Here is a 14,851-nt window from a genome sequence, read left to right on the forward strand (position 1 = left end):
GTTTTATTGGTTTTTTAATAACCTTATTTCTTTTAAAAATAAAGTAAGATTTTCAATTTTATAATCAATATATTCTTTATTAGATTCTTTTTTGCCCCATTCCTCATCATTAATTAACCAAGCAGTAATTGTTCCTCGCTCTTTACCTATCGATAAGTTTTTTGCTATATCTTCAATGTACAAAGTTTCTTTTGGATCAATTTTGAATTTTTCTACCATTAAATCGAAAGCTTTAGCTTCTGGTTTTGGGTGATATTCTGCATCTACGATATCAAATATGCCTTCAAATTGGTCGTCAATTCCTAGGGTTGTAGTGATGTGCTTTACATGGTTGTAACTACCATTAGTAAAGACAAATTTTCTTAAATTTATATTCTCTAACTCATATCTTAATGCTGTATCTTTTTCTAAAAAAGATAAATCAATATCATGAACAAAATCTAAAAATTCTTTAGGATCAATTTCATGATGTATCATTAGACCATTTAAGCTCGTGTTATATTTGTGAAAGTAATTTGTCTGAAGTTCTTTGGCTTTTTTTAAATCTACATTAAGTTTACTTGAGATATATTCTGTCATTTTTCGGCTTACTTGACCAAATACTGCCTCTAGGTCGCTATAAAGAACACCATCACAATCAAATAAAATATTTTTAATATTGCTTAAATTTTTCATTGTCTAATTAAAGTTCCAGATCCCCCATCTGATAAAAGTTCAAATAGAACAGAATGATTTTTTCTCCCATCTATTATAACAACTCCTTTTACTCCGTTAGTAGCAACATCTAAGCAATTATTTATTTTTGGGATCATACCACCCGTAATTGTTTCATTATCTATTAACTCTTTTATAGATTCTGAATTAATTTCTGGAATTAGATTTTTATTTTTATCCAAAACACCTTCTACGTCACTTAATATAATCAACCTTCTTGCGTTAATTTTTTTAGCAATAAAGCCAGCTGCAGTATCTGCATTGACGTTATAAGTTTGATCATTTTTATCTAAACCTAAGGGAGCAATAATAGGCACTTTTTTATCTGCGATAATTTTATGTATTATTGATTGATCTACATTTTTAGGAGAGCCCACAAAACCAAGCTCTTCATTTTCTTGCACAACTGTTAAAATATTATTTTCCTTAGAATTAATACTCTGACTTTCGCAATTTTGCTGATCTAGTGCATTGATAATTTCTTTATTAAAATCAATTAATACTTCTTCTACAACTTTAATAGTTTCTTTGTCGGTTACCCTTAATCCTTTTATAAATTTACTTTCTAAACCTATCTCATTAAGTTTATTGCTTATTCTTTTTCCACCCCCATGAACAATAATAGGAGTAAATCCTAGTTTATTTAGTGTTGAAATATCTTTAATAAAAATATCAAAAAGATTTTGATCAATTAAAACGCTTCCACCACATTTAATAACAATATATTCATCATTATATTTTTCTAAATATTTTTTTACTTCTTCAGTTGAAGGACCATCGAGTGGTAGAATTGTTTTTAATTCTTCTTCTTTAATATCCAACATTAAGTTGTTGTTTTAACAGTGGTTCGTTTCATTATAAAAACTTGTTGTGCCATAGTTAAAATATTATTTACTGTCCAATATATTACCAACCCTGCTGGGAAAGGTGCCAAAATTATTGTTAGGAATAATGGAAAGAACATAAATATTTTTGCTTGCATCGGATCTGTTGGTGCAGGATTTAATTTTTGTTGAACCCACATAGAAACACCCATTGCAACAGGCCATGCTCCAATGACTAAAAATGATGGTACATCATAAGGCAATAATCCAAATAGATTAAACAAAGAGGTAGGGTCTCTCTCAGATAAATCTTGGATCCAGCCATAAAAAGGCATTTGTCTCATTTCAATCGTTACAAATAAAACTTTGTATAAAGCAAAGAAAACTGGAATTTGTACAAGTATTGGTAAACAACCAGACATCGGGTTTACTTTCTCTTTTTTATAGAGAGCCATCATTGCTTGTTGCAATTTCATTTTGTCATCTTTGTGTAGCTCTTTTAGTCTCGCCATTTCAGGCTGTAAGGCTTTCATTTTTGCCATGCTTCTGAACGAAAAGTTTGCAAGTGGGAAAAATGCTAATCTTATACAAATTGTAATTGCTATGATAGCTAAGCCGTAATTTCCAAGTAATTTAAAGAAATAATCTATTCCAAAAAATAATGGCTTGGTAATAAAGTATAAAAATCCCCAATCAATTGTTAAGTCAAATTTATCAATGTTTAAAGATTCAGCATATCCATCAATTACATCAACTCTTTTTGCAGCAACAATGATTTGTAAGGTTTCTTCAATTAATGAATTTTCATTAAGTTCCAATGGCTCAGTTGAAACAAAATTTGCTCTGAACTTGTCTTTATAATCAAATGTTGTTTTAAATTCTTTTTCTCTAGGTGGAATTAGCGAAGTTACCCAGTATTTATCTCCAATCCCTAACCATCCTTTTTGAGCTGTTCTTGAAAATTTCTTCTCTTGTATATCATCGTAATCTTCTTCAATAAGTTCATCATCAAGTGTTGCCACTAATCCTTCATGAAGGATATAGAAGTTAGATATATCAGGCATTTCATTTCTAATGATTTGACCATAAGTATAAAAATCATATTTTTTATCTGTAGGATTGATTACACTTTGTTTAATTGAAAATAAGTATTTATCATCTAAGGTAATCTCCTTTTCAAATGTTATACCTTGATCATTTGTCCAAGATATTTTTATAGGAGATTGATCTGTTAATTTTTTATTTCCTGAAACTTTCCAAATAGAATTTGAATTTGGTATTTTAACATTTTTATCTGATGTTATAAAACCACTTTCAATTAAATAACCATCTTTTGAATTTCTTGGTGAAAGAAGTGTGACTTTTTCCTGTGAGTCTAGACTAACATTATATTGTTTAAAAGTTAGATCATCAATTACACCACCTTTAAGCGATATAGAACCAACAATACTTTCATTCTCAAATTTAATTCTTTCACTTTGATTTAAAGCTTCTTCTCTAGAAATTTCAGCAACATTTTCTTTTTGATCTAAGGAAGGTGTATCGCTGTTTTGTTCAACTTTATTTCCTTCAGCCATATTTTCTTTAGTAATTGGTGGAGGAGCAAAAAATAGCGAATACAAAACTATAACTGCTGCTGATAATGAAATTGCCGCTACTATATTTTTAGTATCCATATTATTTTAATTTTGTATTTTTTTTAACAGGATCAAAACCTTCACCACCACCTAAAAATTTGATTGGGTGACAAGATAAGATTCTTTTAATACTTAAAAATAATCCTTTTAATAGACCAAATTCTTTAAGTGCATCAATACTGTATTCTGAGCAAGTAGGCAAATATCTACAAGAATGTCCAAATAGAGGGCTAATCAAATATTTGTAACCTTTGATAATTTTAATTAGTGTACTTGTAAAAATATTCATTATTTTATTTTTTTAAAATCCTGAAATAGAGTTTCTTTTATTAATTTGTATTCATTATTTAGCATAGATGGCTTAGCGATAACAAGGAATGAATAGTTAAAATTTATTGATATTTTTTTAACTGCCTCGTTTAAAATATTCCTTAATCTTCTTTTAATCTTATTTCTCTTAACAGCATTCCCTAATTTTTTTTTTGTTACAAAACTAATGTTTAGTTTTTCATTATCTTTATTCATTAATTTACCAAAGAAAATAGTTACGAACTTATTTGAAAACTTTTTTTGTTTAAGTAAATTTTTAAATTCTTCGTTTTTTGAAAGAGCAACAATTTTGCTTTTCATTAATTTACACTGATACAGTTAAAGATTTTCTTCCTCTGGCTCTTCTTCTAGCTAAAAGTTTCTTTCCACCTTTAGTCTTCATTTTTGATCTAAAGCCATGTTTTCGTGCTCTTTTTTTATTTGAAGGTTGGTACGTTCTTTTCATAAATAAATTGATTAAATTTTATAAATTTTGCCCCTTTATATTAGCAATAATAAAAATAGCAAATAGAAGATTTAGGAATAAAATAACAATATATATGGAAAATACAAAAAAAATTAAAATATTTATAGCTTTATCTTATTTATTTATTCTCATTTTATTTTTATTTTTTTTCTTTTCAAAATTCAGTCTTCAAGAGATTACCTCTTATGATTTTTTGAGAAACAACAGATCTTATTTAATCGAATTAAAGAATTCTAATTTATTTTTAGTTTCAATATCTTTTTTAATTTTAACTATACTTTGGGTATTTCCTTTTTTAGGCTTTGGATCTCCTGCTGCTTTGATGGGGGGATTTATTTTAGGAAAATGGATAGGTTCTGTTGTTGTAGTATTTGGTCTTACAATTGGTGCTACATTTCTATATATTTTTGGAAATTATTTCTTAAAAGATTTTATTAAGGAAAAATTTTTAAATAAATTTATTAATCTTGAAAATAAATTTAAAAAATCTGAGTTTATTTATTTGTTAATTTATCGAATGGTTGGTGGAATACCTTGGCAGTTGCAGTCTCTTTTGCCACTAATGTTTAATGTAAAAATTAAAAATTATTTTTTTTCTACATTTTTTGGAATTGTTCCAGGTGTTTTTATATTTGCCTCTATAGGTAGTGGGATGGAAAAAATTATTGACCTTAATACCGAAGCCCCAAAAGTAAGTGATATAATTTTTTCACCAGATATTTATTTGCCTCTTATGGCATTTTTTACTTTAATTATTACCACAATATTTTTTAGAAAAAAATTCTACAAAAATTAATGGTGCTCCCACCCTGTACTGACCAGGGAACTAGTCATTACCAATGACTTGTTATGCCATTTAACTACAGGAGCTAAAATACATTTAGTAATTTATTGATAATAAAGCATTTTTTTCAAATTATTGCCTTAATTTTTTGATTATAATGATCTATATCTACTAAAAAAAATGTTATGGGAATTCACTACGATTATAAATCTACAAAAGGTAACAAGCTTATGGAGAAGCAAGCTAAAAGAGAAAGAAAGCTTGCTGAAAAAAAAGCCAAACGTTTAGCAAAAGAAGGTCCAAAAAAAGAAGAGCCCACATCAAAACCATTAGATCCTAATAAACCAATATCGTTAGATTTTTTGACTAATCCCAACAAAGAATGAGTTCAAAAAATAAAAATGAGCGTTTGAGCTTAGCTTTAAGAAAAAACTTAAAAAAAAGAAAACTATTCCAAAAAAAAAACAAAAAAAAATCTAAGTAATGTCTATTCAGCCTGACTCGTGGATTAAGAAGATGTGCAAAGAGCACAACATGATTGAACCATTTTTAGATCATCAAGTTGCAGAGGGAAAAATATCATATGGATTAAGTAGCATGGGTTATGATGTTAGGATCTCTGATGAATATAGAATATTCACTAATGTAAATAATTCCTTAGTTGATCCAAAAAATTTTTCAGATGATAATTTTATAGAGAAAAAGGGACCACATTGCATTATTCCTCCAAACTCATTTGTTTTAGCTAAAACAGTAGAATATTTCAGAATTCCAAAAGATGTACTTTGTATATGTGTTGGTAAAAGCACTTATGCAAGAACAGGTATAATTTGTAATGTAACTCCTATTGAAAATGAATTTGAGGGAAATATAGTTATAGAGCTAAGCAACACTACACCTAATCCAGCAAAAATTTATTCTAATGAAGGTATAGCCCAATTTTTATTCTTTAAATCAGAGACTCAACCAGAGACAACTTATAAATCTAAGAACGGTAAATATCAGGGACAAACTACTATTCAGGTTGCCAAAATTAAAAAGTAAGTTATGGACAAATTTCTGATTGATGGTCCTAGCAAAATCAAAGGCAAAGTTTCAATATCAGGTTCGAAAAATGCATCATTGCCAATATTAGCAGCTACACTACTTTTTGATTTACCGGTAACTGTTCATAACCTTCCAAGAGTAAAAGATATAAGCACTATGCTTAATTTACTTAAATCTCTTGGATCAAAAATCGAACTTTCTAAAGATAAAAAAACTGCAAAAATTTCAAACAATAAAAATATGAAAACTTTTGCTAGTTATTCATTAGTTAAAACAATGAGAGGTTCAATTTTAGTATTAGGACCATTAGTTGCAAAATATCATAAGTCAAAAACATCATTACCAGGTGGTTGCTTAATTGGTGCGAGACCAGTTAATTATCATTTGTCAGCTTTAGAAAAACTTGGGATGAATTATGAAATTAAGGATGGATACATATTAGCAAAATCTTTTGGCAAACTTAAAGGTGGACAAATTAGATTTCCAAAAATTACTGTTGGCGCAACTGAAAATTCTATAATTGCTGCATGCTTGGCAAAAGGAAAAACAGTATTAAGAAATTGTGCTGTTGAGCCAGAAATAAAAGACCTTACTAATTTTCTTAATTCAGCTGGTGCAAAAATAAGTTGGAAAGGAAGAACATGCACTATTAACGGAGTAAGTTCTTTAAATTCAACAAATTATTCAGTGATGGCTGATAGAATTGAAGCTGGTACTTTTTGTGTAGCAGCAACTCTAGCTAAAGGAACTCTTGAAATTAATAATTTAGATCCAAAAATAATAAACACAGAACTTAATTTATTAAAAAAAACAGGAGCCAAAATAAAAGTGAGCAAAAATAATATTCATATTAATGGACCAGAAAAAATTAAGTCTATTAAAAATATTAAAACAAAAGAGTTTCCAGGAATACCAACAGATTTACAGGCGCAATTAATGGTCTTAATGTGTAAAGCAAAAGGAAAAAGTTCAATTACAGAGAATATTTTTGAAAACAGATTTATGCATGTTGCTGAATTACAGAGATTAGGTGCAAATATTACGACCAAAAATAATAAAGCTTATATTGAGGGTAATACAAAATTTATTGGTGCAGAAGTTATGTCTAGTGATCTAAGAGCATCTGTAGCACTTGTTTTAGCAGCTTCGGTTGCACAAGGGAAATCTGTAATTAATAGGATTTATCATTTAGATCGTGGTTATGAAAAAATTGAAAATAAATTAAAAAATATTGGTGTTAAAATAAAAAGATTAACAAGATGAACAAATATTTAGCCAAAATTATTGCTACAGACAAAGAAGGATTGCAAATGATTTCAGCTTGTAGTTCAGGAGCCAAAGTAAAAGTTTCAGATATTAAGTATCTAGAAACTAATAAGGTATTTTTATTATCAATTGAGCGAATAAAAGTAGAAAATGAAAATGAGGACAAAAAAGTCAATAGTATCTGCAGATTTGATTTTGTTGATAAGGTTAAGTCAAAAAATATTGATCAATCAAATCAAGAATTAGTTTTAGAATTAGTAGGAATAGATTATTTGAAAAATAATGATGTTTATGAAATAAATCTCTTTTTTAGTAATAATGCTCATATAGCTTTGACCGCTGAATCGATTGAAGCAATATTAGAAGATCAAAGTGAAATAAAGTAGAGATGAAGGTTTTAGATAGCAGTAAGAAAAATTTTGACAAATTATTAGATAGTTTGTTGATGCAAAGAAAAAGAAAAGTGCAATCAAGTTCTGTTTCTGTCACTAACATTATTAAAGATGTAAAAAAAAATGGTGATAAAGCCTTACTAAAATATGAAAAAAAATTTAACAAAAATTCAGTAATCAAGCCTAGCTCAAATCAAATTCAAAAATCAATTCAATCATTAAATTTCATTGTAAAAAATTCTATAGATACTGCTTACAACAGGATTTATAAATTTCATTCATTACAAAAATTCAAAAATATTTCTTACACTGATAAATTTAAAAATAAACTTGAGTATAAATATTTGCCAATAGATTCGGTTGCAATTTATGTGCCTGGTTCAACGGCATCCTATCCATCTAGTGTATTGATGAATGCAATTCCAGCTATTGTTGCTGGTGTAAAAAGAATAGTTATGATCAACCCAGGCTATAAAGGAAAACAAAATCCTGCAGTATTGTATGCTGCTAAAAAATGTAAAATTAAGGAAATTTATTCAATTGGTGGACCATCTGCTATCGCTGCAGTTTCTTATGGAACAAAAAAAATTAAAAAGGTTGATAAAATTGTAGGGCCTGGAAATGCTTACGTTGCAGCTGCAAAAAAAGAAGTTTTTGGAGATGTTGGAATTGAGGGCATGACTGCTGGTCCTTCTGAAGTAACAATAGTTTGTGACAAGCATTCTAATCCAGAATGGGTTGCTAGCGATTTAATAGGACAAGCAGAACATGATGATCTTGCACAGTGCATATTAATTTCAAAAGATAAAAACTTATTAAATAAAGTTAAAACTGAAATAATTAAGCAATTAAAAGAAATTCCAAGAGAGTCTATTGCAAAGAGAAGTTTGCAAAATAATGGAATTTTGATGCATGTAAATTCAGATAAAAAAATTATCGACATTGTTAACAAAATAGCTCCAGAGCATTTAGAATTAAATGTTAAAAACTATAAATCTATTGTTTCAAAAATAAAAAATTCAGGATCAATTTGTTTAGGAAAATATGCTGTTATGGCTATGACGGATTATAATGTAGGTTCAAACCATGTTTTACCAACTAACGGATCAGCAAAATATTCAAGTGGTATAAGTGTAAACGAATTCTACAAAAGGATTTCATACATAAACCTATCAAAAAAGGGTATTGAAAGTCTTGGACCATCAGTTATAACACTTGCAAATTACGAAGGCTTGGTTGGGCATGCTCAATCAGTATTAAAAAGAATAAGGAGAAAATAAATTTGTCAAAACAAGACTTACTTGAATTCAAGGGTACTGTGATAGACCTACTTCCGAATGCAATGTTTAGAGTTAAGCTAGAGAATGGTCATACTGTTACAGCTCACACAGCAGGTAAGTTGAGAAAAAACAGAATTAGAGTTCTTCAAGGTGACAATGTAACTGTGGAGATGACACCTTACGATCTTACTAAAGGAAGAATTATCTTTAGAGGATAAATAAGGCTGAGTAGCTCAGGAGTAGAGCAGAGCCCTGAAAAGGCTTGTGTCGGAGGTGCGAATCCTTCCTCAGCCACCACCACAAAGTTTGATCTTGAAATACCTGTAAAAGAAATTAACTTAATTAATATAATAAATAACAAAAGGACAAAGAAATAAGATGAGTACACTACAAGGTAAAATAAAATGGTATAATGGTAAAAAGGGATATGGCTTTATAGAGAGAGACGACAAAGAAAAAGATGCCTTTGTACATGCTTCAGCTGTAAAAGCTGCTGGAATGAGATTTCTTAATGAAGGTGATAAACTTGAATTCACATTAGAAGACGGTCCTAAAGGTCCTTCTGCAGTAAATTTAAAAAAAATAGACTAATTTTCGTAAAATTTCTAAAGGACGTTATTTCTACATTTAGTAGATTAACGTCCTTTTTTTATTAAAGCCTTGAATATTAATAATTTTTGTCTAAAAGGCTGATCATGAATATAAATATTACATACAGAATTGCTTATAGAAGTACTCACAGAAACTGTTTCCATAGCCATTAGGCTATTTATTTATATTATAATTTTCATTCCACATAAAATAAGATAATAACTAAAGGATAAGCTTTGGTGGTGAAATAGTATCACGTCGGTTTGTGGATCCGAAGTCGTAGGAGCGTAACCTACCCAAAGTACCACTAAAATGGAAAAAGATAAAAAACTCAATCCTTCCTTACCATCTGGATTTGAAGATCGTTGGAATAAAAAGTTAGTTTTAAAAAAACAGCTTTTAAAAGTGATTGAAAAAAATTTTTTAAAATTTGGAGCTGAACCATTAGAGACACCTTCTTTTGAGATCAGCGAAAATATTGGTTCGTTTTTAGCAGAGGACGAGGATAACCCTATGTCTGATGTATTCTCATTTAAAGATGGCGATAAAAATATTACTCTTCGATACGATCTATCTAGTCCTTTAGCTAGATTTGTTGCTCAAAACAACCAAGAGCTTCCGTCAATTTACAAAAGATATGCAATTCAGAATGTTTTTAGAAATGAAAAAGCAGGAAATGGAAGATACAGAGAGTTCATGCAGGCCGACTTTGATATTGTTGGAAATGTCAATTCAGCTCAAGCTAATGCAGAACTTTGTAATTTAATCTCAAGTACACTCTTAGATTGTGGTTTGAATAAAGATCAATTCACAATCAATATTAGTAACAGAAAAATAGTACAAGGTTTAATTGATGATTTAAAAATAACTGAAAATAAGCAATTAAAAGTAATTAGAGCTATTGATAAATTAGATAAACCTGGATTTGGTTTAAAAGGTGTTGAAGATCTTCTTAAAAAAGAGAGAAAAGATGCAAGCGGTGCAGTTACAAAAGGTGCTGATCTAACTGACGAACAAGCATCGCAAATATTAAATTTCTTAAAAATAAAAGAGTTAAAACAATTAAAAGAAAATTTAAAAAATCCATTGTCTCAAGAGGGAATTAAAGAGTTAGAGGACGTTTTTGAAATTTTAGGATTTGGTTCTAATTTAGAGAAAGTACAAACCAATTTTACTATTGTTAGAGGTTTAGCTTATTATTCTGATTTTATCGTTGAAACTAACCTAAATTTTAAAGTTACAAATAATAAAGGAAAAGAAGTTGATATTGGTAGCATTTGTTCAGGAGGTTCTTATGCTAAACTTATCTCAAGATTTAAAGGGATAGATATTCCAGGTACAGGAATTAGTTTCGGTGTAGACAGATTATTATTTGCACTTTTACAATTGGATCAGATTAAGGTCGATGATGAAAAGCCTGTTTTAGTCTGTGTGATGGATGAAAAATATCTAAAAAATTATTACGAAATTGTAGACCAATTAAGAGAAAATAACATTAATGCAGAAATTTTTTTAGACATAAAGAAAAATTTAGGTAAGCAATTAACCTTAGCAAATAAGCGTGAATTAAATGTAGCAGTTATTTGTGGTGACAATGAATTTAATGAAGGAACAGTAACGATAAAAAATCTTAAAGGTGTTAAAGGTGAAAATAACAAAACATTTCCAAAATCAAATTTAATAGATGAAATCAAAAAACTTATCTGAAAGCATTCTTAGATCAGTAAAATCTAAGGGTTATAAATATATTGATTTACCGTCAGTTATTGAGGCAAATCATATTGTTCAAAGGTCAGGTGAAAACTTTAGAAAATTTATTTTTTCATTTACTGATCAAAATGGAAGTGAGCTGTGTCTTAGACCAGATTTAACAATTGCATCCTGCTTAAGATATTTAGAAAATAATTTAAAAGGAAAAGAAAAAATTTTTTATAGTGGTCAAGCTTATAGAAAATCTGAAAATAAAAGTGATTCTATTATCCGAGATCAAATTGGATTTGAAATTTTAGGCTCTAAAGATGAAAAAAATGATGATAAAGAAATTATCAATACCTCATTAAAATCTCTTCAAAATATTAAATATTCATCAGGCAAATTAACAATTGGAAATGTTGAAATATTTAATTTGTTAATTTCAAAACTAGATATTCCAAAAAGATGGAAGTTAAGATTATCAAGACATTTTTGGAGAGAAGATTACTTTAACGATCTTTTAAAAAGATTAGAGACAAACTCTGATGTAGATCCAACTATCGTTGAAATAGATAAAAAGCGTTATTTAAAAATGCTGAAAGAAGATTTATCAAATGTAATAGCAGGAAGAACTATTAATGAGATATTAAATCGATTTGATAACAAAATTAAAGATCCAAGAAGAGCTAGTAAAGGCAAAGGTGTTTCAAAAATTATTAAAGACTTCTTAAAAATCAAATGTCCAATTAATGAGGCTGCATCTGAGTTAAATAAATTTTTTAAAAAAAATAGAATTAATTTGGTGGTTGATCAAAGATATTTTCCTGTATCTAAAAATAAACTTTCAAAACTAAATGTAGTATTTTCAACTTCTTTTGGAAGACAATTAGAATATTACACAGGAATGGTTTTTAAAATTGATGTTAAATCAAAAAATAAATTAAAAAATATTATAAATGGTGGTCGTTATGATCGTTTAATTTCTGACCTTGGATCAAAAAAACAAATAGCAGCAGTTGGAGCTGCAATAAATATAAGTTTATGATTATTTGGCTAGCTTCATATCCAAAGAGTGGAAATACATGGTTAAGATCAATGATTGCAACTTATTTCTATACCAATACAGGTGAGTTTAATTTTAAACTTTTAAATTATATAGACCAATTTCCAAATTATAATGATTTTAGAAATTACAAAGATGCTTTTTATAAACCTGAGAGTACATCAAAGTACTGGCTAGATGTCCAAAAAAAAATTAATGAAAAAAATAAGTTAACTTTTTTAAAAACTCATAATGCTTTATGCAAAATTGATAATTCAGTATTTACTGATCAAAAAAATTCTATTGGAGCAATATATATTGTTAGAGACCCAAGGAATGTTGTTAATTCAATACTAAATCACTTTGATTTTAAAAACCATCAACAGGTATTGGAATTTATGAAAGACGAAGGTAGGTGTTTGCTTTATAAGGAAGACGATAGATATCTTGGTTTTGTATCTTTATTTTCATGGAAAACGCATCAAAAATCTTGGATAGACAATAAATTGTTTCCAGTTTTAACTATTAGATATGAAGATTTGCAAAACAAAACTTTTGAAACTTTTAAGAATGTAATTGATTTTTTAAACTCAATTATAAGTCAAAAAAAACATTTTGATAAAGAAAAAGCAAAAAAAGTTATTCAATCTTGTCAATTCGAAAAAATGAAAAATATGGAAAAAAGGGAAGGGTTTGCTGAATCGGTTAAAAAAAAATCCGAGGATAAGAAAATTGACTTTTTTCATTTGGGGCCAAACAATAATTATAAAAAATTGCTTACCCAAGATTTAATTTCAGAAATGAATTCTATTTTCAAAGATGAATTGAGGTATTTTAAATATGAATAAAATTTTCAATATTGGCATTCCTAGCAAAGGTAGACTCAGAAAGGATGTCTTAAACATATTTAAAAAAAATAAATTAAATCTAATTTCAGAAAGAGGAGAAAGAGATTTATTAGGTTCAATTAAACAAAAAAAAAATGTTAAAATTTTATACCTTCATGCAAGAGAAATTATAGAAAGACTTGGAGATGGTTCATTAGATCTAGGATTTTCTGGATTTGATTTGTTGAAAGAAAGTGAAATAAATATTCAAAAGAAAATTAATGTCATTAAAAAATACGATTTTGGGAAAGCCACGTTAGTAGTTGCAATTCCAGATCCTTGGATTGATGTTCAAACTATTGCTGATTTAGAGGAAATAGCATTTGAGTTTAGAGATAAGAAAAAGAAAAGATTAAGAGTTGCAACCAAATATCCAAATTTAACAAGAGAATTTTTATTCTCTAAAGGAGTTACTCAATTTAAATTAGTAGATAGTTTAGGTGCTACAGAAGCATATCCATTTACTGGTTCATCAGAAATAATTACTGACATCACTTCAACAGGAGAAACGTTAAAAGCTAATAATCTAAGAATTTTAAAAGATGGTGAAATATTAAAATCAGAGGCTTGTATGATGATATCTAAATCATCTTCTAAAAATAAATCTCTTCAAAGTTTAGCTAGATTACTTTCTAAGAATTAAATCTTTCCAATAAATAAGAATAATTTTAATAATATCTAGGTTTCGAAGGATTGCATAAAGACCAACTAGCATTCCTAAACCAATAATAATTTTAAATATTAATAATAATTCCATTACATATTTTATATATGATATAAAGTGATTCATGGAAGCTATATTTTTAGTTATTTTAATTTTGCTGCTTGGAGCAGTTTCGACAATTCTTTACTTAAATTTAAGATCTAAGCCTGAAGATCAAAAAGAAAATAAAGAAGCTGAAGAAATAGCTAACTTAAAATCTGAAATTTCAAGTTTAAAGGATACTTTAAATACAACAATCAATAGCTCACTTGGAGCAATGTCCACTTCATTTAACAATCTGTCTACTGGAGTAACAAAAGATATGACAGAGGCTTTAACTAAAGTAGATGAAAAAGTTGGAAATTTTAATCAACAAGTTCAACTATTAAATCAAAGCCAAGAAGGAATAACTAAGATTTTAGCTGGTGTTAAAAAATATGGAACTCTTGCAGAGTTTAGTTTGGATGCACTGATTAAAGATTTACTACCAGCTTCTCAATTTATGACAAATGTGAAAATGAAAGAGAATACAAGTGAGAATGTAGAATTTGCAATTAAGCTACAAGGTGATGTTTTAGTTCCAGTTGATAGTCATTTTCCGGTGGAGAAATTTAAAGCAATTACCGATGGTCATGACGCGGAAGACAAAAGGTTAGTTGCCGATGCTAGAGCAAAATTAGCTACTGCATTTAAGGCAAAAGCCAAAAGTGTAAATGAAAAATATATTGTACCACCAAAAACTACTGACTTTGCAATTGTGTATGCCCCTACAGAAAGTTTATACAAAGAGTTAACTGAATACCAAGACCCAAGTACAAAAGAATTATTAACTCAAGAATTAATGAAAAAATATAAAATTGTAATCTGTGGCCCTAATACTTTGTCAGCATATTTGCAATCTTTACACATGGGATTTCAATCCTTGAAAGTTCAAAAGGGAGCAACTGAAATCTATAATCATTTAAAAACAATAAGCACAAGATTTTCAAAACACTTTGACAATATAGTAGTTCTTAGAAAAAAATTAGAAGATGCTATGGGTGTAGTTGATAAATTTGGAACAGATGCAAGATCAATAAATAGAACTTTGGAAAGCATAAAAGATCCAGAGCAGGTTGAGAAAGCTGTACAAACAGACAACGTTGAAAAATTTGTTGATAAACAAAGACAAATTAAAAATTAATTTCTTTTTTTTG

20 protein-coding genes and 1 tRNA gene are annotated in these 14,851 nt (G+C 28.4%); 14 read left to right on the plus strand and 7 right to left on the minus strand.

The features are described from left to right. Positions 1-3: 3 nt before the first annotated feature. The 6 genes from ACTTBM_RS06290 to rpmH are packed head-to-tail and all read right to left on the minus strand — an operon-like array spanning position 4 to position 3,950. Complete coding sequence (locus ACTTBM_RS06290; RefSeq protein WP_440635179.1) at positions 4-675, minus strand: pyrimidine 5'-nucleotidase; 672 nt, start codon at positions 673-675, stop codon at positions 4-6. Further along, entirely contained in the window at positions 672-1,538 is an 867-nt protein-coding gene (gene argB, locus ACTTBM_RS06295) for an acetylglutamate kinase (protein ID WP_440635180.1), read from the minus strand. Before argB ends, ACTTBM_RS06290 begins: the two co-directional genes overlap by 4 nt. Then, the gene (yidC, locus tag ACTTBM_RS06300) at positions 1,538-3,214 is read right to left on the minus strand and encodes a membrane protein insertase YidC (RefSeq protein WP_440635181.1); all 1,677 of its coding nucleotides are present in this window, start codon (positions 3,212-3,214) and stop codon (positions 1,538-1,540) included. The genes argB and yidC overlap by 1 nt, the downstream gene beginning before the upstream one ends. Before the next feature lies 1 nt (position 3,215). Next, positions 3,216-3,464, minus strand: a complete 249-nt coding sequence (yidD, locus tag ACTTBM_RS06305) for a membrane protein insertion efficiency factor YidD (protein WP_440635182.1) — start codon at positions 3,462-3,464, stop codon at positions 3,216-3,218. Beyond that, a complete protein-coding gene (gene rnpA, locus ACTTBM_RS06310; RefSeq protein WP_440635183.1) occupies positions 3,464-3,805 on the minus strand; it encodes a ribonuclease P protein component in 342 nt (113 codons plus the stop codon). The genes yidD and rnpA overlap by 1 nt, the downstream gene beginning before the upstream one ends. 4 nt (positions 3,806-3,809) lie before the next feature. Further along, on the minus strand, positions 3,810-3,950 hold the full coding sequence (gene rpmH, locus ACTTBM_RS06315) for a 50S ribosomal protein L34 (protein WP_023854404.1): 141 nt from the start codon (positions 3,948-3,950) through the stop codon (positions 3,810-3,812). A 94-nt stretch (positions 3,951-4,044) separates the two neighbouring features. Here rpmH and ACTTBM_RS06320 point away from each other — a divergent pair, with 94 nt between their 5' ends. The 13 genes from ACTTBM_RS06320 (at position 4,045) to hisG (ending at position 13,595) form a co-directional block, all read left to right on the plus strand. Further along, the gene (locus ACTTBM_RS06320) at positions 4,045-4,767 is read left to right on the plus strand and encodes a TVP38/TMEM64 family protein (protein WP_440635184.1); all 723 of its coding nucleotides are present in this window, start codon (positions 4,045-4,047) and stop codon (positions 4,765-4,767) included. A 173-nt stretch (positions 4,768-4,940) separates the two neighbouring features. Continuing rightward, entirely contained in the window at positions 4,941-5,141 is a 201-nt protein-coding gene (locus ACTTBM_RS06325) for a hypothetical protein (protein ID WP_075505952.1), read from the plus strand. Positions 5,142-5,238: 97 nt separating this feature from the next. After that, positions 5,239-5,799, plus strand: a complete 561-nt coding sequence (gene dcd / locus ACTTBM_RS06330; RefSeq protein ID WP_075505953.1) for a dCTP deaminase — start codon at positions 5,239-5,241, stop codon at positions 5,797-5,799. A gap of 3 nt (positions 5,800-5,802) precedes the next feature. Further along, positions 5,803-7,065, plus strand: a complete 1,263-nt coding sequence (murA, locus tag ACTTBM_RS06335; RefSeq protein WP_440635185.1) for a UDP-N-acetylglucosamine 1-carboxyvinyltransferase — start codon at positions 5,803-5,805, stop codon at positions 7,063-7,065. After that, the gene (locus tag ACTTBM_RS06340) at positions 7,062-7,454 is read left to right on the plus strand and encodes a DUF2948 family protein (RefSeq protein ID WP_440635186.1); all 393 of its coding nucleotides are present in this window, start codon (positions 7,062-7,064) and stop codon (positions 7,452-7,454) included. Before murA ends, ACTTBM_RS06340 begins: the two co-directional genes overlap by 4 nt. A 2-nt stretch (positions 7,455-7,456) precedes the next feature. Further along, positions 7,457-8,740 carry a histidinol dehydrogenase gene (hisD, locus tag ACTTBM_RS06345; RefSeq protein WP_440635187.1) on the plus strand — a complete coding sequence of 428 codons (1,284 nt, stop codon included), beginning with the start codon at positions 7,457-7,459 and terminating at the stop codon, positions 8,738-8,740. A 2-nt stretch (positions 8,741-8,742) separates the two neighbouring features. Continuing rightward, positions 8,743-8,958 carry a translation initiation factor IF-1 gene (infA, locus tag ACTTBM_RS06350; protein WP_023854397.1) on the plus strand — a complete coding sequence of 72 codons (216 nt, stop codon included), beginning with the start codon at positions 8,743-8,745 and terminating at the stop codon, positions 8,956-8,958. Positions 8,959-8,962: 4 nt separating this feature from the next. Next, positions 8,963-9,037 (plus strand) — tRNA-Phe (locus ACTTBM_RS06355). Positions 9,038-9,118: 81 nt separating this feature from the next. After that, complete coding sequence (locus tag ACTTBM_RS06360) at positions 9,119-9,331, plus strand: cold-shock protein (RefSeq protein ID WP_075505957.1); 213 nt, start codon at positions 9,119-9,121, stop codon at positions 9,329-9,331. Between the two features lie 312 nt (positions 9,332-9,643). Continuing rightward, entirely contained in the window at positions 9,644-11,038 is a 1,395-nt protein-coding gene (hisS, locus tag ACTTBM_RS06365; protein ID WP_440635188.1) for a histidine--tRNA ligase, read from the plus strand. Then, positions 11,016-12,068, plus strand: a complete 1,053-nt coding sequence (locus tag ACTTBM_RS06370) for an ATP phosphoribosyltransferase regulatory subunit (RefSeq protein WP_440635189.1) — start codon at positions 11,016-11,018, stop codon at positions 12,066-12,068. The genes hisS and ACTTBM_RS06370 overlap by 23 nt, the downstream gene beginning before the upstream one ends. Next, positions 12,065-12,913: a sulfotransferase domain-containing protein gene (locus ACTTBM_RS06375; RefSeq protein WP_440635190.1), complete on the plus strand. Its 849-nt coding sequence runs from the start codon at positions 12,065-12,067 to the stop codon at positions 12,911-12,913. The genes ACTTBM_RS06370 and ACTTBM_RS06375 overlap by 4 nt, the downstream gene beginning before the upstream one ends. Continuing rightward, a complete protein-coding gene (gene hisG, locus ACTTBM_RS06380; RefSeq protein WP_440635191.1) occupies positions 12,906-13,595 on the plus strand; it encodes an ATP phosphoribosyltransferase in 690 nt (229 codons plus the stop codon). Before ACTTBM_RS06375 ends, hisG begins: the two co-directional genes overlap by 8 nt. On the opposite strand, the gene ACTTBM_RS06385 is transcribed toward hisG, so the two are convergent. After that, positions 13,578-13,709: a hypothetical protein gene (locus tag ACTTBM_RS06385; RefSeq protein WP_440635193.1), complete on the minus strand. Its 132-nt coding sequence runs from the start codon at positions 13,707-13,709 to the stop codon at positions 13,578-13,580. The genes hisG and ACTTBM_RS06385 overlap by 18 nt on opposite strands. Before the next feature lie 31 nt (positions 13,710-13,740). Between ACTTBM_RS06385 and ACTTBM_RS06390 the strand changes: the two genes are divergently transcribed. Next, entirely contained in the window at positions 13,741-14,838 is a 1,098-nt protein-coding gene (locus tag ACTTBM_RS06390; protein WP_440635194.1) for a DNA recombination protein RmuC, read from the plus strand. Positions 14,839-14,851: the final 13 nt, after the last annotated feature.

The organism is Candidatus Pelagibacter sp. HIMB1746 (assembly GCF_052047555.1).
GTDB lineage: Bacteria > Pseudomonadota > Alphaproteobacteria > Pelagibacterales > Pelagibacteraceae > Pelagibacter.

Coding starts and splice junctions, on each gene's coding strand:
- ACTTBM_RS06290 (WP_440635179.1), bottom strand. CDS start 675: ATGAAAAATTTAAGCAATATTAAAAATATTTTATTTGATTGTGATGGT.
- argB (WP_440635180.1), bottom strand. CDS start 1,538: ATGTTGGATATTAAAGAAGAAGAATTAAAAACAATTCTACCACTCGAT.
- yidC (WP_440635181.1), bottom strand. CDS start 3,214: ATGGATACTAAAAATATAGTAGCGGCAATTTCATTATCAGCAGCAGTT.
- yidD (WP_440635182.1), bottom strand. CDS start 3,464: ATGAATATTTTTACAAGTACACTAATTAAAATTATCAAAGGTTACAAA.
- rnpA (WP_440635183.1), bottom strand. CDS start 3,805: ATGAAAAGCAAAATTGTTGCTCTTTCAAAAAACGAAGAATTTAAAAAT.
- rpmH (WP_023854404.1), bottom strand. CDS start 3,950: ATGAAAAGAACGTACCAACCTTCAAATAAAAAAAGAGCACGAAAACAT.
- ACTTBM_RS06320 (WP_440635184.1), top strand. CDS start 4,045: ATGGAAAATACAAAAAAAATTAAAATATTTATAGCTTTATCTTATTTA.
- ACTTBM_RS06325 (WP_075505952.1), top strand. CDS start 4,941: ATGGGAATTCACTACGATTATAAATCTACAAAAGGTAACAAGCTTATG.
- dcd (WP_075505953.1), top strand. CDS start 5,239: ATGTCTATTCAGCCTGACTCGTGGATTAAGAAGATGTGCAAAGAGCAC.
- murA (WP_440635185.1), top strand. CDS start 5,803: ATGGACAAATTTCTGATTGATGGTCCTAGCAAAATCAAAGGCAAAGTT.
- ACTTBM_RS06340 (WP_440635186.1), top strand. CDS start 7,062: ATGAACAAATATTTAGCCAAAATTATTGCTACAGACAAAGAAGGATTG.
- hisD (WP_440635187.1), top strand. CDS start 7,457: ATGAAGGTTTTAGATAGCAGTAAGAAAAATTTTGACAAATTATTAGAT.
- ACTTBM_RS06360 (WP_075505957.1), top strand. CDS start 9,119: ATGAGTACACTACAAGGTAAAATAAAATGGTATAATGGTAAAAAGGGA.
- hisS (WP_440635188.1), top strand. CDS start 9,644: ATGGAAAAAGATAAAAAACTCAATCCTTCCTTACCATCTGGATTTGAA.
- ACTTBM_RS06370 (WP_440635189.1), top strand. CDS start 11,016: ATGAAATCAAAAAACTTATCTGAAAGCATTCTTAGATCAGTAAAATCT.
- ACTTBM_RS06375 (WP_440635190.1), top strand. CDS start 12,065: ATGATTATTTGGCTAGCTTCATATCCAAAGAGTGGAAATACATGGTTA.
- hisG (WP_440635191.1), top strand. CDS start 12,906: ATGAATAAAATTTTCAATATTGGCATTCCTAGCAAAGGTAGACTCAGA.
- ACTTBM_RS06385 (WP_440635193.1), bottom strand. CDS start 13,709: ATGGAATTATTATTAATATTTAAAATTATTATTGGTTTAGGAATGCTA.
- ACTTBM_RS06390 (WP_440635194.1), top strand. CDS start 13,741: ATGGAAGCTATATTTTTAGTTATTTTAATTTTGCTGCTTGGAGCAGTT.